16 protein-coding genes are annotated in these 13,898 nt (G+C 36.1%); 11 read left to right on the top strand and 5 right to left on the bottom strand.

The window, feature by feature from the left end; translation table 11 throughout:
- Positions 1-229: 229 nt before the first annotated feature.
- Entirely contained in the window at positions 230-685 is a 456-nt protein-coding gene (locus LQV47_RS09695; protein WP_230036321.1) for a PPC domain-containing DNA-binding protein, read from the bottom strand.
- A gap of 135 nt (positions 686-820) precedes the next feature.
- Here LQV47_RS09695 and LQV47_RS09690 point away from each other — a divergent pair, with 135 nt between their 5' ends.
- Positions 821-1,447 (top strand): chloramphenicol acetyltransferase, encoded by a 627-nt coding sequence (locus tag LQV47_RS09690; protein ID WP_230036319.1) that lies wholly within the window; start codon positions 821-823, stop codon positions 1,445-1,447.
- A 70-nt stretch (positions 1,448-1,517) separates the two neighbouring features.
- Here the strand turns inward: LQV47_RS09690 and LQV47_RS09685 are convergent, their stop codons facing one another.
- Positions 1,518-2,111, bottom strand: a complete 594-nt coding sequence (locus LQV47_RS09685) for a Crp/Fnr family transcriptional regulator (protein WP_230036317.1) — start codon at positions 2,109-2,111, stop codon at positions 1,518-1,520.
- A gap of 598 nt (positions 2,112-2,709) precedes the next feature.
- Between LQV47_RS09685 and LQV47_RS09680 the strand changes: the two genes are divergently transcribed.
- Positions 2,710-3,051: a hypothetical protein gene (locus LQV47_RS09680; RefSeq protein ID WP_230036315.1), complete on the top strand. Its 342-nt coding sequence runs from the start codon at positions 2,710-2,712 to the stop codon at positions 3,049-3,051.
- An 18-nt stretch (positions 3,052-3,069) separates the two neighbouring features.
- On the opposite strand, the gene LQV47_RS09675 is transcribed toward LQV47_RS09680, so the two are convergent.
- Together LQV47_RS09675 and LQV47_RS09670 are read right to left on the bottom strand one after the other, a co-directional pair.
- Positions 3,070-3,801, bottom strand: a complete 732-nt coding sequence (locus tag LQV47_RS09675; protein ID WP_230036313.1) for an MBL fold metallo-hydrolase — start codon at positions 3,799-3,801, stop codon at positions 3,070-3,072.
- 83 nt (positions 3,802-3,884) lie between these two features.
- On the bottom strand, positions 3,885-4,643 hold the full coding sequence (locus tag LQV47_RS09670; protein WP_230036311.1) for an NUDIX domain-containing protein: 759 nt from the start codon (positions 4,641-4,643) through the stop codon (positions 3,885-3,887).
- 128 nt (positions 4,644-4,771) lie between these two features.
- Between LQV47_RS09670 and LQV47_RS09665 the strand changes: the two genes are divergently transcribed.
- Positions 4,772-6,058: an MFS transporter gene (locus LQV47_RS09665; RefSeq protein ID WP_230036309.1), complete on the top strand. Its 1,287-nt coding sequence runs from the start codon at positions 4,772-4,774 to the stop codon at positions 6,056-6,058.
- Between the two features lie 102 nt (positions 6,059-6,160).
- On the opposite strand, the gene LQV47_RS09660 is transcribed toward LQV47_RS09665, so the two are convergent.
- A complete protein-coding gene (locus LQV47_RS09660) occupies positions 6,161-6,532 on the bottom strand; it encodes a winged helix-turn-helix transcriptional regulator (protein WP_230036307.1) in 372 nt (123 codons plus the stop codon).
- A 158-nt stretch (positions 6,533-6,690) separates the two neighbouring features.
- Between LQV47_RS09660 and LQV47_RS09655 the strand changes: the two genes are divergently transcribed.
- The 8 genes from LQV47_RS09655 (at position 6,691) to LQV47_RS09620 (ending at position 13,811) form a co-directional block, all read left to right on the top strand.
- Positions 6,691-7,632, top strand: coding sequence for an alpha/beta hydrolase (locus LQV47_RS09655; protein WP_230036305.1), 942 nt, complete (start codon positions 6,691-6,693; stop codon positions 7,630-7,632).
- On the top strand, positions 7,629-8,795 hold the full coding sequence (locus LQV47_RS09650) for an MFS transporter (RefSeq protein WP_230036303.1): 1,167 nt from the start codon (positions 7,629-7,631) through the stop codon (positions 8,793-8,795). Before LQV47_RS09655 ends, LQV47_RS09650 begins: the two co-directional genes overlap by 4 nt.
- A 71-nt stretch (positions 8,796-8,866) precedes the next feature.
- Positions 8,867-9,568 carry a DsbA family oxidoreductase gene (locus LQV47_RS09645; RefSeq protein ID WP_230036301.1) on the top strand — a complete coding sequence of 234 codons (702 nt, stop codon included), beginning with the start codon at positions 8,867-8,869 and terminating at the stop codon, positions 9,566-9,568.
- A 619-nt stretch (positions 9,569-10,187) separates the two neighbouring features.
- A complete protein-coding gene (locus LQV47_RS09640; RefSeq protein ID WP_230036299.1) occupies positions 10,188-10,769 on the top strand; it encodes a nucleosidase in 582 nt (193 codons plus the stop codon).
- Between the two features lie 55 nt (positions 10,770-10,824).
- On the top strand, positions 10,825-11,619 hold the full coding sequence (locus tag LQV47_RS09635) for a helix-turn-helix domain-containing protein (protein WP_230036297.1): 795 nt from the start codon (positions 10,825-10,827) through the stop codon (positions 11,617-11,619).
- Positions 11,620-11,687: 68 nt separating this feature from the next.
- On the top strand, positions 11,688-12,698 hold the full coding sequence (locus tag LQV47_RS09630; protein ID WP_230036295.1) for a S41 family peptidase: 1,011 nt from the start codon (positions 11,688-11,690) through the stop codon (positions 12,696-12,698).
- A 9-nt stretch (positions 12,699-12,707) separates the two neighbouring features.
- Positions 12,708-13,229 carry a GNAT family N-acetyltransferase gene (locus LQV47_RS09625; protein ID WP_230036293.1) on the top strand — a complete coding sequence of 174 codons (522 nt, stop codon included), beginning with the start codon at positions 12,708-12,710 and terminating at the stop codon, positions 13,227-13,229.
- Between the two features lie 6 nt (positions 13,230-13,235).
- Positions 13,236-13,811, top strand: coding sequence for a Crp/Fnr family transcriptional regulator (locus tag LQV47_RS09620; protein WP_230036291.1), 576 nt, complete (start codon positions 13,236-13,238; stop codon positions 13,809-13,811).
- The last annotated feature ends 87 nt before the right edge of the window (positions 13,812-13,898 follow it).

The following is a 13,898-nucleotide window of genomic DNA, read 5'->3' as shown; positions in this document are numbered from 1 at the left end:
ATGGTGAAAATTCTATTGTTAAAAGACACAGCAATATAAAAAGGGAGCGGGAATAATCGCTCCTTTTTCTATAGTAAGGGATCATTTTTCTGCTTTAAACATATCAGACATCGCCTCAAATTAAGATCGCCATGCCGTGCTGAAGATAATCTGTTTAGATAATCTCAAGCAGAGCCTCAAACCTCAAATAATATTTCATCAAATAATACTGTCAGCAACAACTGGCAACTTATTTCTCAAAATCATAGAGGTTAATCCCTATTTCTTGATTTCTAACTTTTACTACCCTGGTAGACAGCGGGTAAAAAATAAATTCTGCAGCCCCCTGAATAGTTGCTTCTAACAGATGGCCGGCAAGAGCCGTATAATCTTCTCTCCCCAGGGTAATATGGAGGTGAAGGGTGAGTTTTTCTTCTATTTCAGCAACATTTCCTGAAATATTGGTTACTTCCATTTGTTCTTTAAAAGTTGTATCAACATAATTTTTTGTTGAAGGATTAAAGAAACGAAGGGTAGCCTCACTTACAGCTCCTATTCCTGTAATTTCTCCTGTCTGAATATTCTGGTCCCGTACAAAATCTGTTAAAGTTTCAACAATTTTAGAATGGTTTTTAAGGCTTACAATATAAATATGATCAACTTTTCTGGCTGACCAATGAGTTCCTTTTACGTTGTGGATATCCATGATCTTATTTTTCTTATTCTGAAGCAAAAAATTAACCAACCAGGGAACTTTACCGAATAAGTTTTTATTATATTTTTCACAGGAAATTTTTAAAAACCGAGAAACTTTCTGAAATTTGCAGCAAATAAAAAATAAATGAAGATCGTCGATATTGAAAGTTGGAACAGAAAGGAGCATTTTGAATTTTTTTCAGGTATGGCAAGTCCGTACCTTGGCTTTACAACGGAGGTAGATTGCACAAAAGCCTATGAAACGGCTAAAGAAAACGGGTATTCTTTCTTCGCTTATTATTACCATAAATCTATGGTTGCTATCAATACAGTTGAAGAATTAAAGCTTAGAATAGTAGAGGGAGAGGTCATTCAGTTTGATACAGTTCATGCGGGAAGTACTATTGGGAGGCCTGACGGTACTTTTGGCTTTTCTTTTACTCATTTTTCGGAAGATTTTGAAATTTTCAATGCTGCCCTGCAGGAAGAAATAAAAGGAGTACATCAATCATCAGGGCTTCGGTTAAGCAATGAAAGGCTGGGAAAAGATCATGTAAGGCATACGACTATTCCATGGAATTCTTTCACCGCTATTTTACATCCTACAGATTTTAATACAACAGAATCGGTTCCGAAGGTTGCTTTTGGAAAATTTAATATCCGCGATGGAAAAAAATACATGCCGGTATCTGTTGAGGCACATCATGGGTTGGCAGACGGTATTCATCTTGCAAAATATATAGAGGAATTTCAAAGACAGCTTGACCTGTAAGAACAGTCTTTACACCCAGACTACTCAGTTGATTTAAGGGAAAGGAAGCTTCTTATAGATGTTTTCTTTCCTAATAATAGATTTTTCTTTTCTCAATCTTTACAATATTATCTTTTTCCATTTGCTTGATGGTACGTATAACAGTTTCTACACATAATCCGGTAAGCGAGGCAAGCTGTTGACGGGTAAGCGGTACCTGAAATGAATAGGCTGCTTTATCATCGTGATAACTTTTCAGGTAATCCAGCAGCAATTTTAATTTTGAAACGGGGCTTTGAAAAGAGAGATTGTAAAGCATAATATATTTATAATACATCCTTTCCGCAAGACATTGATAAATATTCAGCGAAATCTCAGGATTGCCCCTTATTAAACTTAAAAACTTTTCTCTGGACATTTTGAAGATAGAGGATTTTTCCATGGCTACGGCGTTCATAGGATAAGGACGGTCTACAAATAACAGTGACTCACCAAAACTGTGGCCGTCAGAAAATAGGTTCTGAATAAATTCTTTTCCGTCTTCAGTATAGTTGTTAAGCTTAATTTTTCCTTTTTCAATCTGATAATAATACATCGGATATTCCTGCTCACGGAAAATGAGATCTCCCGCTTTATAGTTTATTATTTCGGCTCCAAAAAAAGTTAATAAATCTTCATTGATCATATTCGTGACTATAGCTGATTAAACTTCAAAATATTCCTAAATACCTTTTTATAGATAACAGGAATGCTGCATTTAAAAAAAATAAAGAAACATCTATTTTATTTGTTTTTATCACCATGTGGTACCATATATCTACCACAAATATTCATTTTTATGAAATCAATAAATTGAAAGGTATTGATCAGGATCATAAAAAGTGAACAAAGAATCTGCTACTTTTACATTATGTTAAAATAAAGAGACATAAACAATGGTAAACCGCCTGATGAAAGCGGTTATGATATTTTGCTTAAAAACATAACGTGGTATGTATGTGGTACACTGTTTTAATAGAATTTTAATCATTTTTTCTTTCTTTGCTCTGTATAAAAATGATAGTAATCCTATATGTGTAATATTTTAACATGATAGCTCAATACTGGTAAAATATAATTGCTGTTATTGAATTGTATTTAGAAAAAAGAATAAAACTTTTAATACATAAAATTATTTAATTTCTGTACTGAATGGTAAAAACAGAAATTGATAAGAGAAAAAGATATTGTACTGATGCATACAATAATGCTGCATCAGACTTTAGTAGAGATGAGAACGTACTATGAAAAACAAAAAACCTGAATCCAATTTAGAGGATTTGAATCAGAAGATTCTTGTAGAAGACGAAATTATGGCACTTGCTAAAGCAAACTCTCCTCGTTTACTTAGTAAGTTCAGGTTAGTCTATCCTGATTTTTTCGAAAAATTGTCTGCTATACAGCCTGGCCTTAAAAATTCTGAAGCTATTTTTTGTATTTACCTGAAGCTTAATATGACGACAAAAGAAATAGCCACATGTATATTTGTTACTCCAAAAGCAATACAAAACAGGAAAAACAGGATCAGAAAGAAACTCAATATTCCTTCTGAGCTTGATATTTATAAATGGTTTAATGAAATTTAAACCATTTTTTTTTTGAACTTAAATTTCTATAATAGCTTTGTCCAGATCATGGTAAAGGAGTATTTTCCAACGGTTTTCTTTTGCTTCTTTTTCCCATGTAAGCCTTAACTCCATTGCCTTTCTGCCGTCGAAATCACTTTTGTAAGCCAGGTGATATTTTAAATAGGAGGCCTGGGGAAGATCATCAGCACCGTAAAAAGCCGTTTCTCCGTTTTCCCGGATCCAGAAAACCTGCATAAAAGGGGTATGACCGCCAACCACTTCGTACGCTATCTCATCGGTAATCTGCCCTTTATCTTCATGCATCCATACAATATTAGGAAATTGGATCAGTTTTTCCAGGATCCCGAAATCGAAAGAAGGATTCCCTTTATTCTCCATGGCAAAATCCAGCTCACGCTTTTGAATGTAAATTTCAGCATTCGGAAAGGTAGGTTCAAAACCATAATCCGTAGCTGTTACAGCACCTTCTATATGGTCTTTATGGAGATGGGAGAGCAGTACTTTTGTAACCTGTTCCGGTTTGATATTTTCTCTATTCAGGATTTCAGAAACAACAGTGACTTCATTCTCATTTTTCCATCCAATACCAGTATCCAGAAGGATATAGTCATTTTCCGTGATAATCAGAAAAGGCTGTACAGACATTTTGATCCCTTTGGCCGTATCAAAATTTTCTGATGTTAAAAGACTGAAATCTTTTGTTTTGCTTGCTGAGAAATTACCTTCTTTGAGGGGAATGATTTTCATGATGCAAATTTCTTCAATATTTCTAAAAGTTCAAAGGTTTTTCATCAATCAGGATCATCAACAAAAGCAATCGTACAGATGATCTACCAGTTATTCAATCCATTTTTCAACGCTTTTGTATAGTTTTCCTGATCAAAAGAATAAAGGTCAGGAGATTTGTGGGCTCCTCCACGTCTTTGTTCTTCTAGTTTTCTTAATATGCCTAAGTTTTTAATCTTTCTGTAAAAGTTTCCGCGATTAAGTGTTTTACCCAATATCGCTTCATAGAGTTTTTGCAGTTCGGGAAGGGTAAACTTTTCAGGAAGCAGATTATATCCGATAGGTTTATAGGAAATTTTTTCCCTGAGAGTCAGCAGTGCCTTTTCAATGATTTCCCGGTGATCCATAGCAAGCTCAATTTCCTGAAGCTGCCTTAAATAAATCCATTCACAGGTTTCACTCATTTCGTCAGCAACCGGATTGATTTCAGAAGAGTGGTACAGGGCATAATAGCCCACCGAAATAAACCGCTGTTTCTGGAAAAGACTGTCATCAAAATCTTCAAAATAAGACTCACTTCTGTTTTTCTTTCCGAAGACCCCGAATTCTTCAAGAAAAACATGGGTTATACCTGTCCGGGATTCCAGGATTCTGAGTACGGCTTCATCCAGATCTTCATCCTTACGTACATATCCTCCGGGAAGAAGCCATTGTTTTTTATAATTCATTTTTGCCAGCAAAACTTTCAGCTCATTCTGATCAAAACCAAAAATAACAGGATCCGCTGAAAGGTGAGGGAGGTAAATTTCTTTTGCTTCTGCAGACCGTTTTAGAATCTGCCCTTTAGAATCGATATCATTCATAAATAAGTGTGTATGGCAAATGTAAGATAAAAACAGATTGATACTTCAAAAATACTTTATTAAAGGCAGTTTTGAGAAAAATCATCTATTACACCGACAGATTAAATAGATGATTTCCTTGTATTAAAATGACTACCTTTGAACTCTTAAAAAAAGAATATATTTCTGACGGATCTGACAGGCTCCATCATTCGAAATCATTTTCTACCCACTCTAATTTTATTTGTAATATGCAGGAGAACGCTTCTAACGGTATTTCAAGGACTGTAATCTGGCTGATGGCCATTATTTCCGGGCTTGTGGTAGCTAATAATTACTATAACCAGCCTTTGCTGGCCCTTATTTCTGAAGATCTTAATGTTTCGGAAAGTGCAGCGAGCAGGATCTCGGTACTTACCCAGATTGGGTATGCGCTGGGATTATTGTTGCTTGTCCCATTGGGAGATAAATTTTACCGTAAAAAACTGATTTTAATTGATCTATTTCTTGTTTTTGGATCCCTGTTATGGATGACTTTTGCCACACAGTTATGGATGCTATACGCAGCCAGTCTACTGATCGGAGCAACATCTGTTATCCCGCAGCTATTTGTTCCCATTGCGGCAGAGCTATCATCAGATAAGGAGAAAGCTGGCAATATCGGGCTTGTAATGTCCGGTCTGTTATTAGGAATTCTACTTTCCCGTTTTGTGGGCGGAATTGTAGGGGAAGTCTGGGGATGGAGAGCTATGTTTGGAATTGCAGCAGGCTTAATGATTTTAGTTTGGGTGGCTGTTTATAAAATGCTTCCGGAACTGCATCCGAATTTCAAAGGCACTTATAAAGAACTGATGCGTTCTGTGGCTCATCTTGCCAAAACACAGCCTATTCTTCAGCTGGCGTCATTCCGGGGAGCAATGGCTTTCGGGTCTATGTGTGCTTTGTTTACTACTTTGGTTTTTCATATGGAAAAGCCGCCTTTTAATGCTGGCTCTTCAGTGGTAGGAAGTTTCGGACTGGCAGGAGCGGTAGGCGCATTGGCAGCTGCGAAAGTAGGAAAGTTGCAAAAATATCTGGATCTCAACCGGATTATACTGTATTCGTTATTGATTGTCATTGGAAGCTGGGGGTTTACCTATTTTGCCGGAGAAACCTATTGGGGACTGATTGTAGGAGTAATTCTTGTAGACCTAGGGGTACAGTCCAGCCATATTATGAACCAAACCAATTACTTTTTGATAAAATCCAATGCTGTCAACAGACTCAATACGGTGTATATGGTTTCTTATTTCATTGGAGGATCATTAGGTACCTGGCTGGCTTCTGTTGCATGGCAGAAAGCACAGTGGGCAGGGGTTTGTTTTGTAGGAACAACCTTTGGCGTTTTAGCACTGATTGCCCATATCCTCTTTTGTCAAAGAGTCAACAAAAACTGAGATCACACTCATACAATAATAAAAAATCGCTGATCAATATTGATTAGAGATTTTGTTTTTATAAGAAGAAGTTCTATACTATCCTGTGATATAAAGCTATTCCTAAACTTCTACCTGTTCCTGTAGCAATTCCCGATGTTTTCCTCCCCATTTACTTAGCTCGTTCCAGATAGGGATAAGCTCTCTGGCAATATCAGTGAGTTCGTAATCTACTCGGGGTGGTACCTCGGCATGAACTGTTCTTTTTAATAAGCCTTCTTTCTCCAGTTCTCTCAGCTGCAGGGTAAGCATCCTTTCTGTTATTCCTGAAATTGATTTCCGAAGTTCACTGAAACGCAGTTTTCCGTCTTTAAGCTTATCCAGAATCAGAAGTTTCCATCTTCCTCCAATCTTACAAACAGCATAGGTGAGATCACATTCATGAATATACTGCCTGTTGATATTATTGGTTGAATTTTCTTTTATTTTTCCCATTACTTACAAATTTGTTAGTACCGTACAATTCACTGTATACAGTGCAAATGTAAGGCTTGAAATTTAATTTTGTATCATCAAAGAGAAAAACACAGCAATAAAGGAATGATAGCGCTACAGTTCCCTGCTGAAATAATGTAATTCAAAATTAAATAACAATGCAGTTTACACCACAAATCAATCGGATTTTAAATCAATTAGAAAAGATACAGTCATTTAATGCCCAGAGCCCATTAGATGATACCCGAAAATACCTTGAAACAATGACGCTTCAGCTTAGCGGGAAAAAGGAAATCGTGACTATGATTGAAGAATTGAATATTCCGAAGGAAAATTATCAGATTCCCATCCGTATTTATCGCCCTAAGGGAAAAACAGCTCAGAAATCATCCGCCATTATTTATGTACACGGGGGTTGGTTTATTGCCGGAGGATATGAAACTCACGATGCTGTTGCCCGTAAGCTAGCCAATAAAACCGGTTCTGTCATTATTTTTGTAGATTACCGTCTTGCTCCTGAGCATCCTTTTCCTGCGGGACTTAATGATACTATTGATGCTGTAAAATGGGTGGCAGACCATGCTGATTCTTTAGGAATCGATCAAAATCAAATTGGAATTATAGGCGACAGTGCCGGAGGGGCACTTGCAGCAGCTGTTTCAACGGAGGTAGGAGCGCTGCTGAAGTTTCAGGTATTAATTTACCCTGCTGCAGACAATACATTCACTTCCAATTCCTGGAAAGTGTACGAAAACGGCCCTGTTTTAAATAAAGAAGGAGGAATACAGGCGTGGAACTGGTATCTTCCTGAAGATCAGGCCAACAATCCTTTGGCAATCCCTGTTTTATTGGAAAATTTTAAAAAGACTCCACCCACACTGATTATTTTAGCAGAACACGATCCGTTGATTGATGATGGAAAGCAGCTTGCCGGCAACATGGAAAATGCAGGTATTGCTGTCAAAAAAAGCCTTTATAACGATATGGTTCATGGATTTATGCATATGGGAGAAGTATTGGATGAAACACAATCCGCAATTAATGAAATCGCTGAATTTGCCCAGCAGAATTTTAAAACGATTAATGAAAATCAGCTATGAAAAAGTATGCTTATATAGGCTGTCTGGGATTTATTGCAGTTATCACAACAGAGTTTGGGGTCATTGGTATTCTTCCTCAGATTGCAGAACATTACAGTATCAGTATTGATAAAGCAGGCTATCTGTTGAGTGCTTTTGCCCTGGTAATTGCTCTTACGGGACCCTTTATGACATTGCTTACCTCAGGGTTTGACCGGAAAAAAATAATGTTGGCTGCTATTTTTATGTTTTTGGTTACAGGATTTGTTTCTTCATTTTCACCGCCATTTTGGCTGCTGATGATTGTTAGAATTCTTCCTGCATTTCTACAGCCTGTGTATATTGCATCTGCTCTGTCTGTAGCCGTATCTCAGGCCGAAGAACATAAAAAAAACGGGCTGATGAGCATTGTTTTCAATGGAGTTGCTATCGCTATGGTAACCACAGTTCCCTTTGCTACGTGGGTTTCCGGCCTTTGGTCATGGGAATATTCTTTTATGATTCAGACTGCAGTAAGTTTAATAGCACTTATTACGATTCAGTTTCTGTTACCGTCAATGCCGGTACAGGAGAAGAAATCTTTTGGAAGTCAGGTAAGTATACTTACTCAGCCTTCTTTTGTCTTAAGTACATTGACTAATTTTTTTATGATTACAGCCTGGTTTTCTACGTACAGCTATTTTGCAGACTACCTTAACAAAGCAAAAGGCATGGATACTACAATGATAAGTTATATGCTGCTGGTTTTTGGAACGATTGGAATTTTCGCCAACTGGATTGCCGGGAAAATGCTTAATAAAAATGTAGCCGTAACAACGGCATTTTTCCTCTCCGGAACCATTTTAGTGCCTATCCTGTTATACATTTCAGACGGAAATATGATAGGCACTATTCTGGTCATAGGGATTTGGGGATTTCTTTATTCCCCAAGCTTTTTGAATGCTTCTACTTATATGATATCAGCAGCTCCGGGTTCTTTAGAATTTGCCAACAGCCTGGCAACATCATTTGGAAATTTAGGGGTTACTTTAGGAACAACTATCGGAGGTTGGATTATTGTCACAAAAGGAGTCGTCTTTACACCCTGGGTTGGAGTTATTTTTGGACTTCTTGCATTTTCCATGATGATCTTAAAAGGACTGTATGAAAAACGGAGCCAGCCTACAATACCCTGTAAAGAATAAACTGTAACAAATTTTATTACATTAAAATAAATTCGTATCTTTGCAGTAGTAAATTTCATAAAATACCTACAATGAAAATAGAAATATGGTCGGACGTGATGTGTCCGTTTTGTTATATCGGAAAAAATAATTTTGAACAAGCGCTGAACAAACTTCCTTTTAAAGATGAAGTAGAAGTAGAGTGGAAGAGTTTCCAACTGGATCCAAGTCTGGACCCAAAGCAAACTCAGAATACAATTGAATATTTTAGAGAAAAGAAAGGATTTCCTGAAGCACAGGCAACCCAAATGATCAGCCAGGTTGCCCAGATGGGAAAAGGAGCAGGAATTGATTTTAATTTTGAAAAAGCTCTGATCACCAATACTTTCAGTGCCCACAAATTGCTTCATTTGTCTAAGAAGTACAACAAGTCTAATGAGATGGAAGAAGCTTTATTCATCGCTCATTTTATCGATGGTAAGAATGTAGGGGACACGGAAGTTTTGGTTTCTCTTGCAGAAAACTTAGGAATTGATAAAGAAGAAGCAAGACAGGCTGTCACTTCAGATCAGTTGGATTATGAAGTGAACCAGGATATTCTGGAAGCCAGAAATAACGGGGTTTCCGGCGTTCCGTTCTTTGTTCTGAATGGAAAATATGCTGTTTCCGGAGCACAGCCGGTAGAAGCTTTTGAAGAAGCACTTCAGCAGACTTATAAAGAAACGGTAAGTCCTTTTAAGGATATTTCAGGAGGCAGTGGTGCTTCGTGTGATGCTGATGGATGCAGCATTTAATGATAAACCTATTTAAACTAAGTAAAAATTTAGTCACAAAAGCTGAATGAAACGCTATAAACACTTTAGTTATTTTAAGTTTAAAACTGATTGAAAATATAAAAGTGCACTTAAGCAAAAAATCTTTGATTTTTTAAAAACTTACGTGAGCTTTAGTGAGGCTTAGCTTCACAGCTTTATTAAACTTAAGTATTCAATAAACTTTGTGACTTTTGAATATGTCGAATCTTCGATTTGTGGTTAAAAATAAAAAGTTTAAACAAGTTCAATATTAACCCCGGAATAGTTCAGAACTTTCCGGGTTTTATTTTTGCTAACTTGCATAACAAAACAGTTAATAGTGATTATGAAAATTATTAACAACCTGAGAATAGTCCATTATTTCTTATTTACATACGCTTAAGAAAATCAATTCTATTGATTTTAATCTTTGCTCTCTCAAAGTCTTACACTTAGATATAAAACTTTGCGTTTAAATTATCCTTAACAGATATCATTTATGGAAACTCCCCAACCTATAACTAATTAAAGAAAAGTTTCAGGGTTTATAATATTTACAAAATACAGGAAAACTGTATCTTTGTAAGACTCTATAAACAGGTATACATCTCATTTCTCTATGATAAAAATTAATAACGAAGCTCATTATCCCATTGCAGATACCCTTTTTGTTTTTGCATTAGACTCAGAAGCAGGAACTGTATTTGACGAAAAAAATAAATTGGTAACAGGAATTGGAAAGGTCAATGCAGCTATAGAATTGACCAAAGAAATTCATCTTAGAAAACCAAAACTGATTGTCAATTTGGGTTCGGCAGGGAGTAAAGGATTTCATAAAGGAGAAGTGGTATGCTGTACAAAATTTATCCAGCGGGATATGGATGTAAGAGGTCTTGGATTTCAACTCTATGAGACTCCGCTGTCAGGAGTACCTCCTGTATTGGAATATGGACTTAAAATGGATGCTTTACAAGAAGGAATCTGTGGGAGTGGCGACAGTTTTGAAATGAATCATTCTGAGACAGATTATAATATTGTGGATATGGAAGCCTATCCGTTGGCGCTTATTGCCCAAAAAGAAAACATTCCGTTTCTATGCCTGAAATACATTTCTGATGATGCAGGAAGTGATGCAGCTGATGACTGGAGTGTACAGGTACATTTGGCTTCGGAGGCTTTTAAGAAAATATTATTTTCATAAATATCAATCCATAAGATTATTAATTGTAAGATTCTGTTTTTAAACCTTCGATTATATGAAAGTTACTTTTTACCAGCCGGTACATCCTGTTCTTAAAAAATATATTGAAGGATATTATTTTATAGAAAAAGATGACAATCACCAGCCGGTCAGGTATCTTACGTTTCCTGATAACTATTTCATTCTGTCAGCTTGCCAGGATGTATCCATTACTCAAAATAAAGCAAGGATGGAAATTAGCAGGTCTTTATCAGAAAATGTAGTGATTGATTTTGTTTTCAGATGCTCAGAACCTATAGAGATCTTTTATAAGCAATCTGTTAATGAAGTCACGCTTTACTTTAAGCCACTGGGGATTTATCACTTTTTTGATGCAGATGGCAGTGAAGGTCTGGAAAAAAATATTCAACTTTCAGATTTTAAAGAGATTGTTACTGCCGTTTTAAAAGAACCCAACAGAAGTAATCAAATTGAAATGCTGGAACATTACTGGCTTTCAATATTCTCTCAGAAAGATGTAAAGTTGGCCTATACAATCCTGGCCGATTTTGAAACAGAACTTAGTATCGAAGAAATTGCGGCAAAAAATAAAATAACGAGACAGTATGTCAATAAAGTCTCCAAGAAGTATTTGTTTAAACCTGCCTCAGAATTCAGAAAGATCCAGCGGTTCCGTAATGTGCTCATCTCAAATAAAAAATCCAAAAGTCTTACAGAACTGTCATATGAGCATCTTTTTTATGATCAGTCGCATCTTATTAAAGACTTTAAGGAGCTGACAAGAATAAGTCCCGGGAAATTCTTTGACAACGTAGATACTGAAAAGAATAATATCTGGTTTTATATCTAAGTTTCCATTTTTACAATTTCTACGATTTCCATTGAGATACTTTTACTGAAATATTTAAACTTATTTCTATGAAAAAATTATTGGCAGGAATTTTCCTTTTCCATTCTTTATATTCTTATGCGCAGAAAGATGATATGATAGCAGTACTTTCTGATATTACAGAAAAAGTAAAGAGCTATTATATTGATAAAACAACTTATAAAAAGGTAGATTCCTTGTTTCAAAGTGACCTTAAAAAAGGAACTTATACTACCTTAAATAAAAAAGATTTTGCGGCACTCCTCACCCAAAAGTTGAGGAAAGATATCAAAGACGGACATTTTTTTGTTAAATATCTCGAAAACTATAGTCCTGAAAAACTGGTTGATGAAAAGGAAAAGGTGAGATTAAACAATTTTCATAACAGTCTTGAAAATTTTGGCTTTGAAAGTGTCCGGCGGCTGGAAGGCAATATAGGCTACATTAATTTTAAAGGTTTCGCATCCCCTGAAGCCAGTGCAGCTACGTTGGCCGGAGCAATGAATTTTGTTGCCAATACCAATTCCCTGATTATTGATCTTAGAGAAAATGAAGGCGGGGACAATGGAATGCTTCTATTATTCTGCAGTTATTTTTTTGATAAAAAAACAGATCTTTATACCACCTATTTCAGACATGATGATAAGACTGTAATGAACAGTACTCAATCTAATGTTGCCGGGACAAAATATCTCCATAAAAAAATCTATATTCTTACCAGTGGAACTACTTTTTCTGCCGCAGAAGGCCTTGCCTACTTTTTGCAGCAACATAAATTAGCGGAAGTAATAGGTGAAAAAACGGGTGGTGCTGCCAATCCGGTAGATCATTTTATACTTCAAAATCAGTATTTACTCCTTGTTCCGGCGGGAAAAATAACCTCTTTAACCAGCCATACCAACTGGGAACATATCGGAGTACTACCTGACCAGGAAGTAAAAGCTGAAAATGCTTTAAAAACTGCCCATATCAGAATTTTAAAGAATATTGTAAAAACAGAAACAAAAACAGAACTCAGCATACCTGAAATAAAAAATCTTATTAATAAATTAGAGCAATAAATATATACTATGTCATCAATAACGATCCTTAAAGCCGGAATAGACGACCTGGAAACTATACAAAACCTGGGAATACAAACTTTTACTGAAACTTTTGCAGAAGATAATACTGATGAAGCTATGGAAAAGTACCTTGAAGAAAGTTTTAATACTCCCCAATTAACCTCTGAACTCAAAACTCCGGATTCTCTGTTCTATATTGCCTGGGAAGAAGACAACCCTGTGGGTTATCTTAAAATCAATTCAGGTGAAACACAGACCGAATTAAAGGATGAAACCGGTCTTGAAATTGAGAGAATCTACGTCAAAAAAAGCCATCATGGTAAAAAAGTGGGGCAGCTTTTATATGATCAGGCATTGGAAACGGCTCAACAGTTAAGCAAATCCTACCTTTGGCTGGGAGTTTGGGAGGAGAATCTGAGAGCTTTGAACTTTTACAGAAAAAACGGATTTGTTGAATTTGACAAACATATTTTCAGACTTGGTGATGAGGAGCAGACCGATTTAATGATGAAGAAGATATTGGATTAAAAAACAATGAACAAATCAACATTCTTAGAGCAGATTAATCAGTATTATCCTTTATCCGGGGAAACAGCTGCTGCTTTGTTAGACATTTGTACTGAAAAGCAATATCATAAAAATGAGCTTCTTCTGGAATCCGGGAGCATGGCAAGATATTATTACTTTTTACATTCAGGATTGATAGGGTATTATACCATTGATGAACAGGGAGATTATATCTACAAAATCTTCTTTGAAGAAAACAGCTTTGTAGCATCTACTGCAGCCATTATTAAAAACGAACCCAGCGATTTTAATATCATTGCTCTTGAAGATTGTTCAGTGATACAGTATCCGGTCAAAGCCTATCGGGAATTACTGGAAGAATACCATGATCTCGCTCTCTTTCACTTGCATTATTTAGAGAAAAACTGGGTGGTAAAAAAAGAGCCTTTGGAAGTATCTTTAAAATATGAAACCGCGAAGAAACGTTATTTGCAGCTTCTTGAAAATAAGCCTCTTCATAACAGGTTGAAACAGCATCACATAGCCTCTTATTTAGGCATTACACCCACTCAGCTCAGCAGGATCAAAAAAGAAATAAATTAATAAAGCTTCAACATATGTTGAGGCTTTTCTGTTTTTTCCGGCACAAATTTGTACTGTCAAAAGATCAGAGATGCCAAAGTTTAAATA

The sequence above is a fragment of the Chryseobacterium sp. Bi04 genome (assembly GCF_918698085.1).
In the GTDB taxonomy this organism is placed as follows: Bacteria; Bacteroidota; Bacteroidia; order Flavobacteriales; family Weeksellaceae; genus Chryseobacterium.
This window is presented reverse-complemented; position numbering and strand designations above follow the sequence as displayed.

What these genes read in the sequence shown, in the direction of transcription:
- LQV47_RS09645 (WP_230036301.1), top strand. Translation starts at nt 8,867, where the DNA reads ATGAAAATAGAAATATGGTCGGACGTGATGTGTCCGTTTTGTTATATC.
- LQV47_RS09680 (WP_230036315.1), top strand. Translation starts at nt 2,710, where the DNA reads ATGAAAAACAAAAAACCTGAATCCAATTTAGAGGATTTGAATCAGAAG.
- LQV47_RS09625 (WP_230036293.1), top strand. Translation starts at nt 12,708, where the DNA reads ATGTCATCAATAACGATCCTTAAAGCCGGAATAGACGACCTGGAAACT.
- LQV47_RS09685 (WP_230036317.1), bottom strand. Translation starts at nt 2,111, where the DNA reads ATGATCAATGAAGATTTATTAACTTTTTTTGGAGCCGAAATAATAAAC.
- LQV47_RS09635 (WP_230036297.1), top strand. Translation starts at nt 10,825, where the DNA reads ATGAAAGTTACTTTTTACCAGCCGGTACATCCTGTTCTTAAAAAATAT.
- LQV47_RS09665 (WP_230036309.1), top strand. Translation starts at nt 4,772, where the DNA reads ATGACTACCTTTGAACTCTTAAAAAAAGAATATATTTCTGACGGATCT.
- LQV47_RS09670 (WP_230036311.1), bottom strand. Translation starts at nt 4,643, where the DNA reads ATGAATGATATCGATTCTAAAGGGCAGATTCTAAAACGGTCTGCAGAA.
- LQV47_RS09620 (WP_230036291.1), top strand. Translation starts at nt 13,236, where the DNA reads ATGAACAAATCAACATTCTTAGAGCAGATTAATCAGTATTATCCTTTA.
- LQV47_RS09675 (WP_230036313.1), bottom strand. Translation starts at nt 3,801, where the DNA reads ATGAAAATCATTCCCCTCAAAGAAGGTAATTTCTCAGCAAGCAAAACA.
- LQV47_RS09640 (WP_230036299.1), top strand. Translation starts at nt 10,188, where the DNA reads ATGATAAAAATTAATAACGAAGCTCATTATCCCATTGCAGATACCCTT.
- LQV47_RS09655 (WP_230036305.1), top strand. Translation starts at nt 6,691, where the DNA reads ATGCAGTTTACACCACAAATCAATCGGATTTTAAATCAATTAGAAAAG.
- LQV47_RS09690 (WP_230036319.1), top strand. Translation starts at nt 821, where the DNA reads ATGAAGATCGTCGATATTGAAAGTTGGAACAGAAAGGAGCATTTTGAA.
- LQV47_RS09630 (WP_230036295.1), top strand. Translation starts at nt 11,688, where the DNA reads ATGAAAAAATTATTGGCAGGAATTTTCCTTTTCCATTCTTTATATTCT.
- LQV47_RS09660 (WP_230036307.1), bottom strand. Translation starts at nt 6,532, where the DNA reads ATGGGAAAAATAAAAGAAAATTCAACCAATAATATCAACAGGCAGTAT.
- LQV47_RS09650 (WP_230036303.1), top strand. Translation starts at nt 7,629, where the DNA reads ATGAAAAAGTATGCTTATATAGGCTGTCTGGGATTTATTGCAGTTATC.
- LQV47_RS09695 (WP_230036321.1), bottom strand. Translation starts at nt 685, where the DNA reads ATGGATATCCACAACGTAAAAGGAACTCATTGGTCAGCCAGAAAAGTT.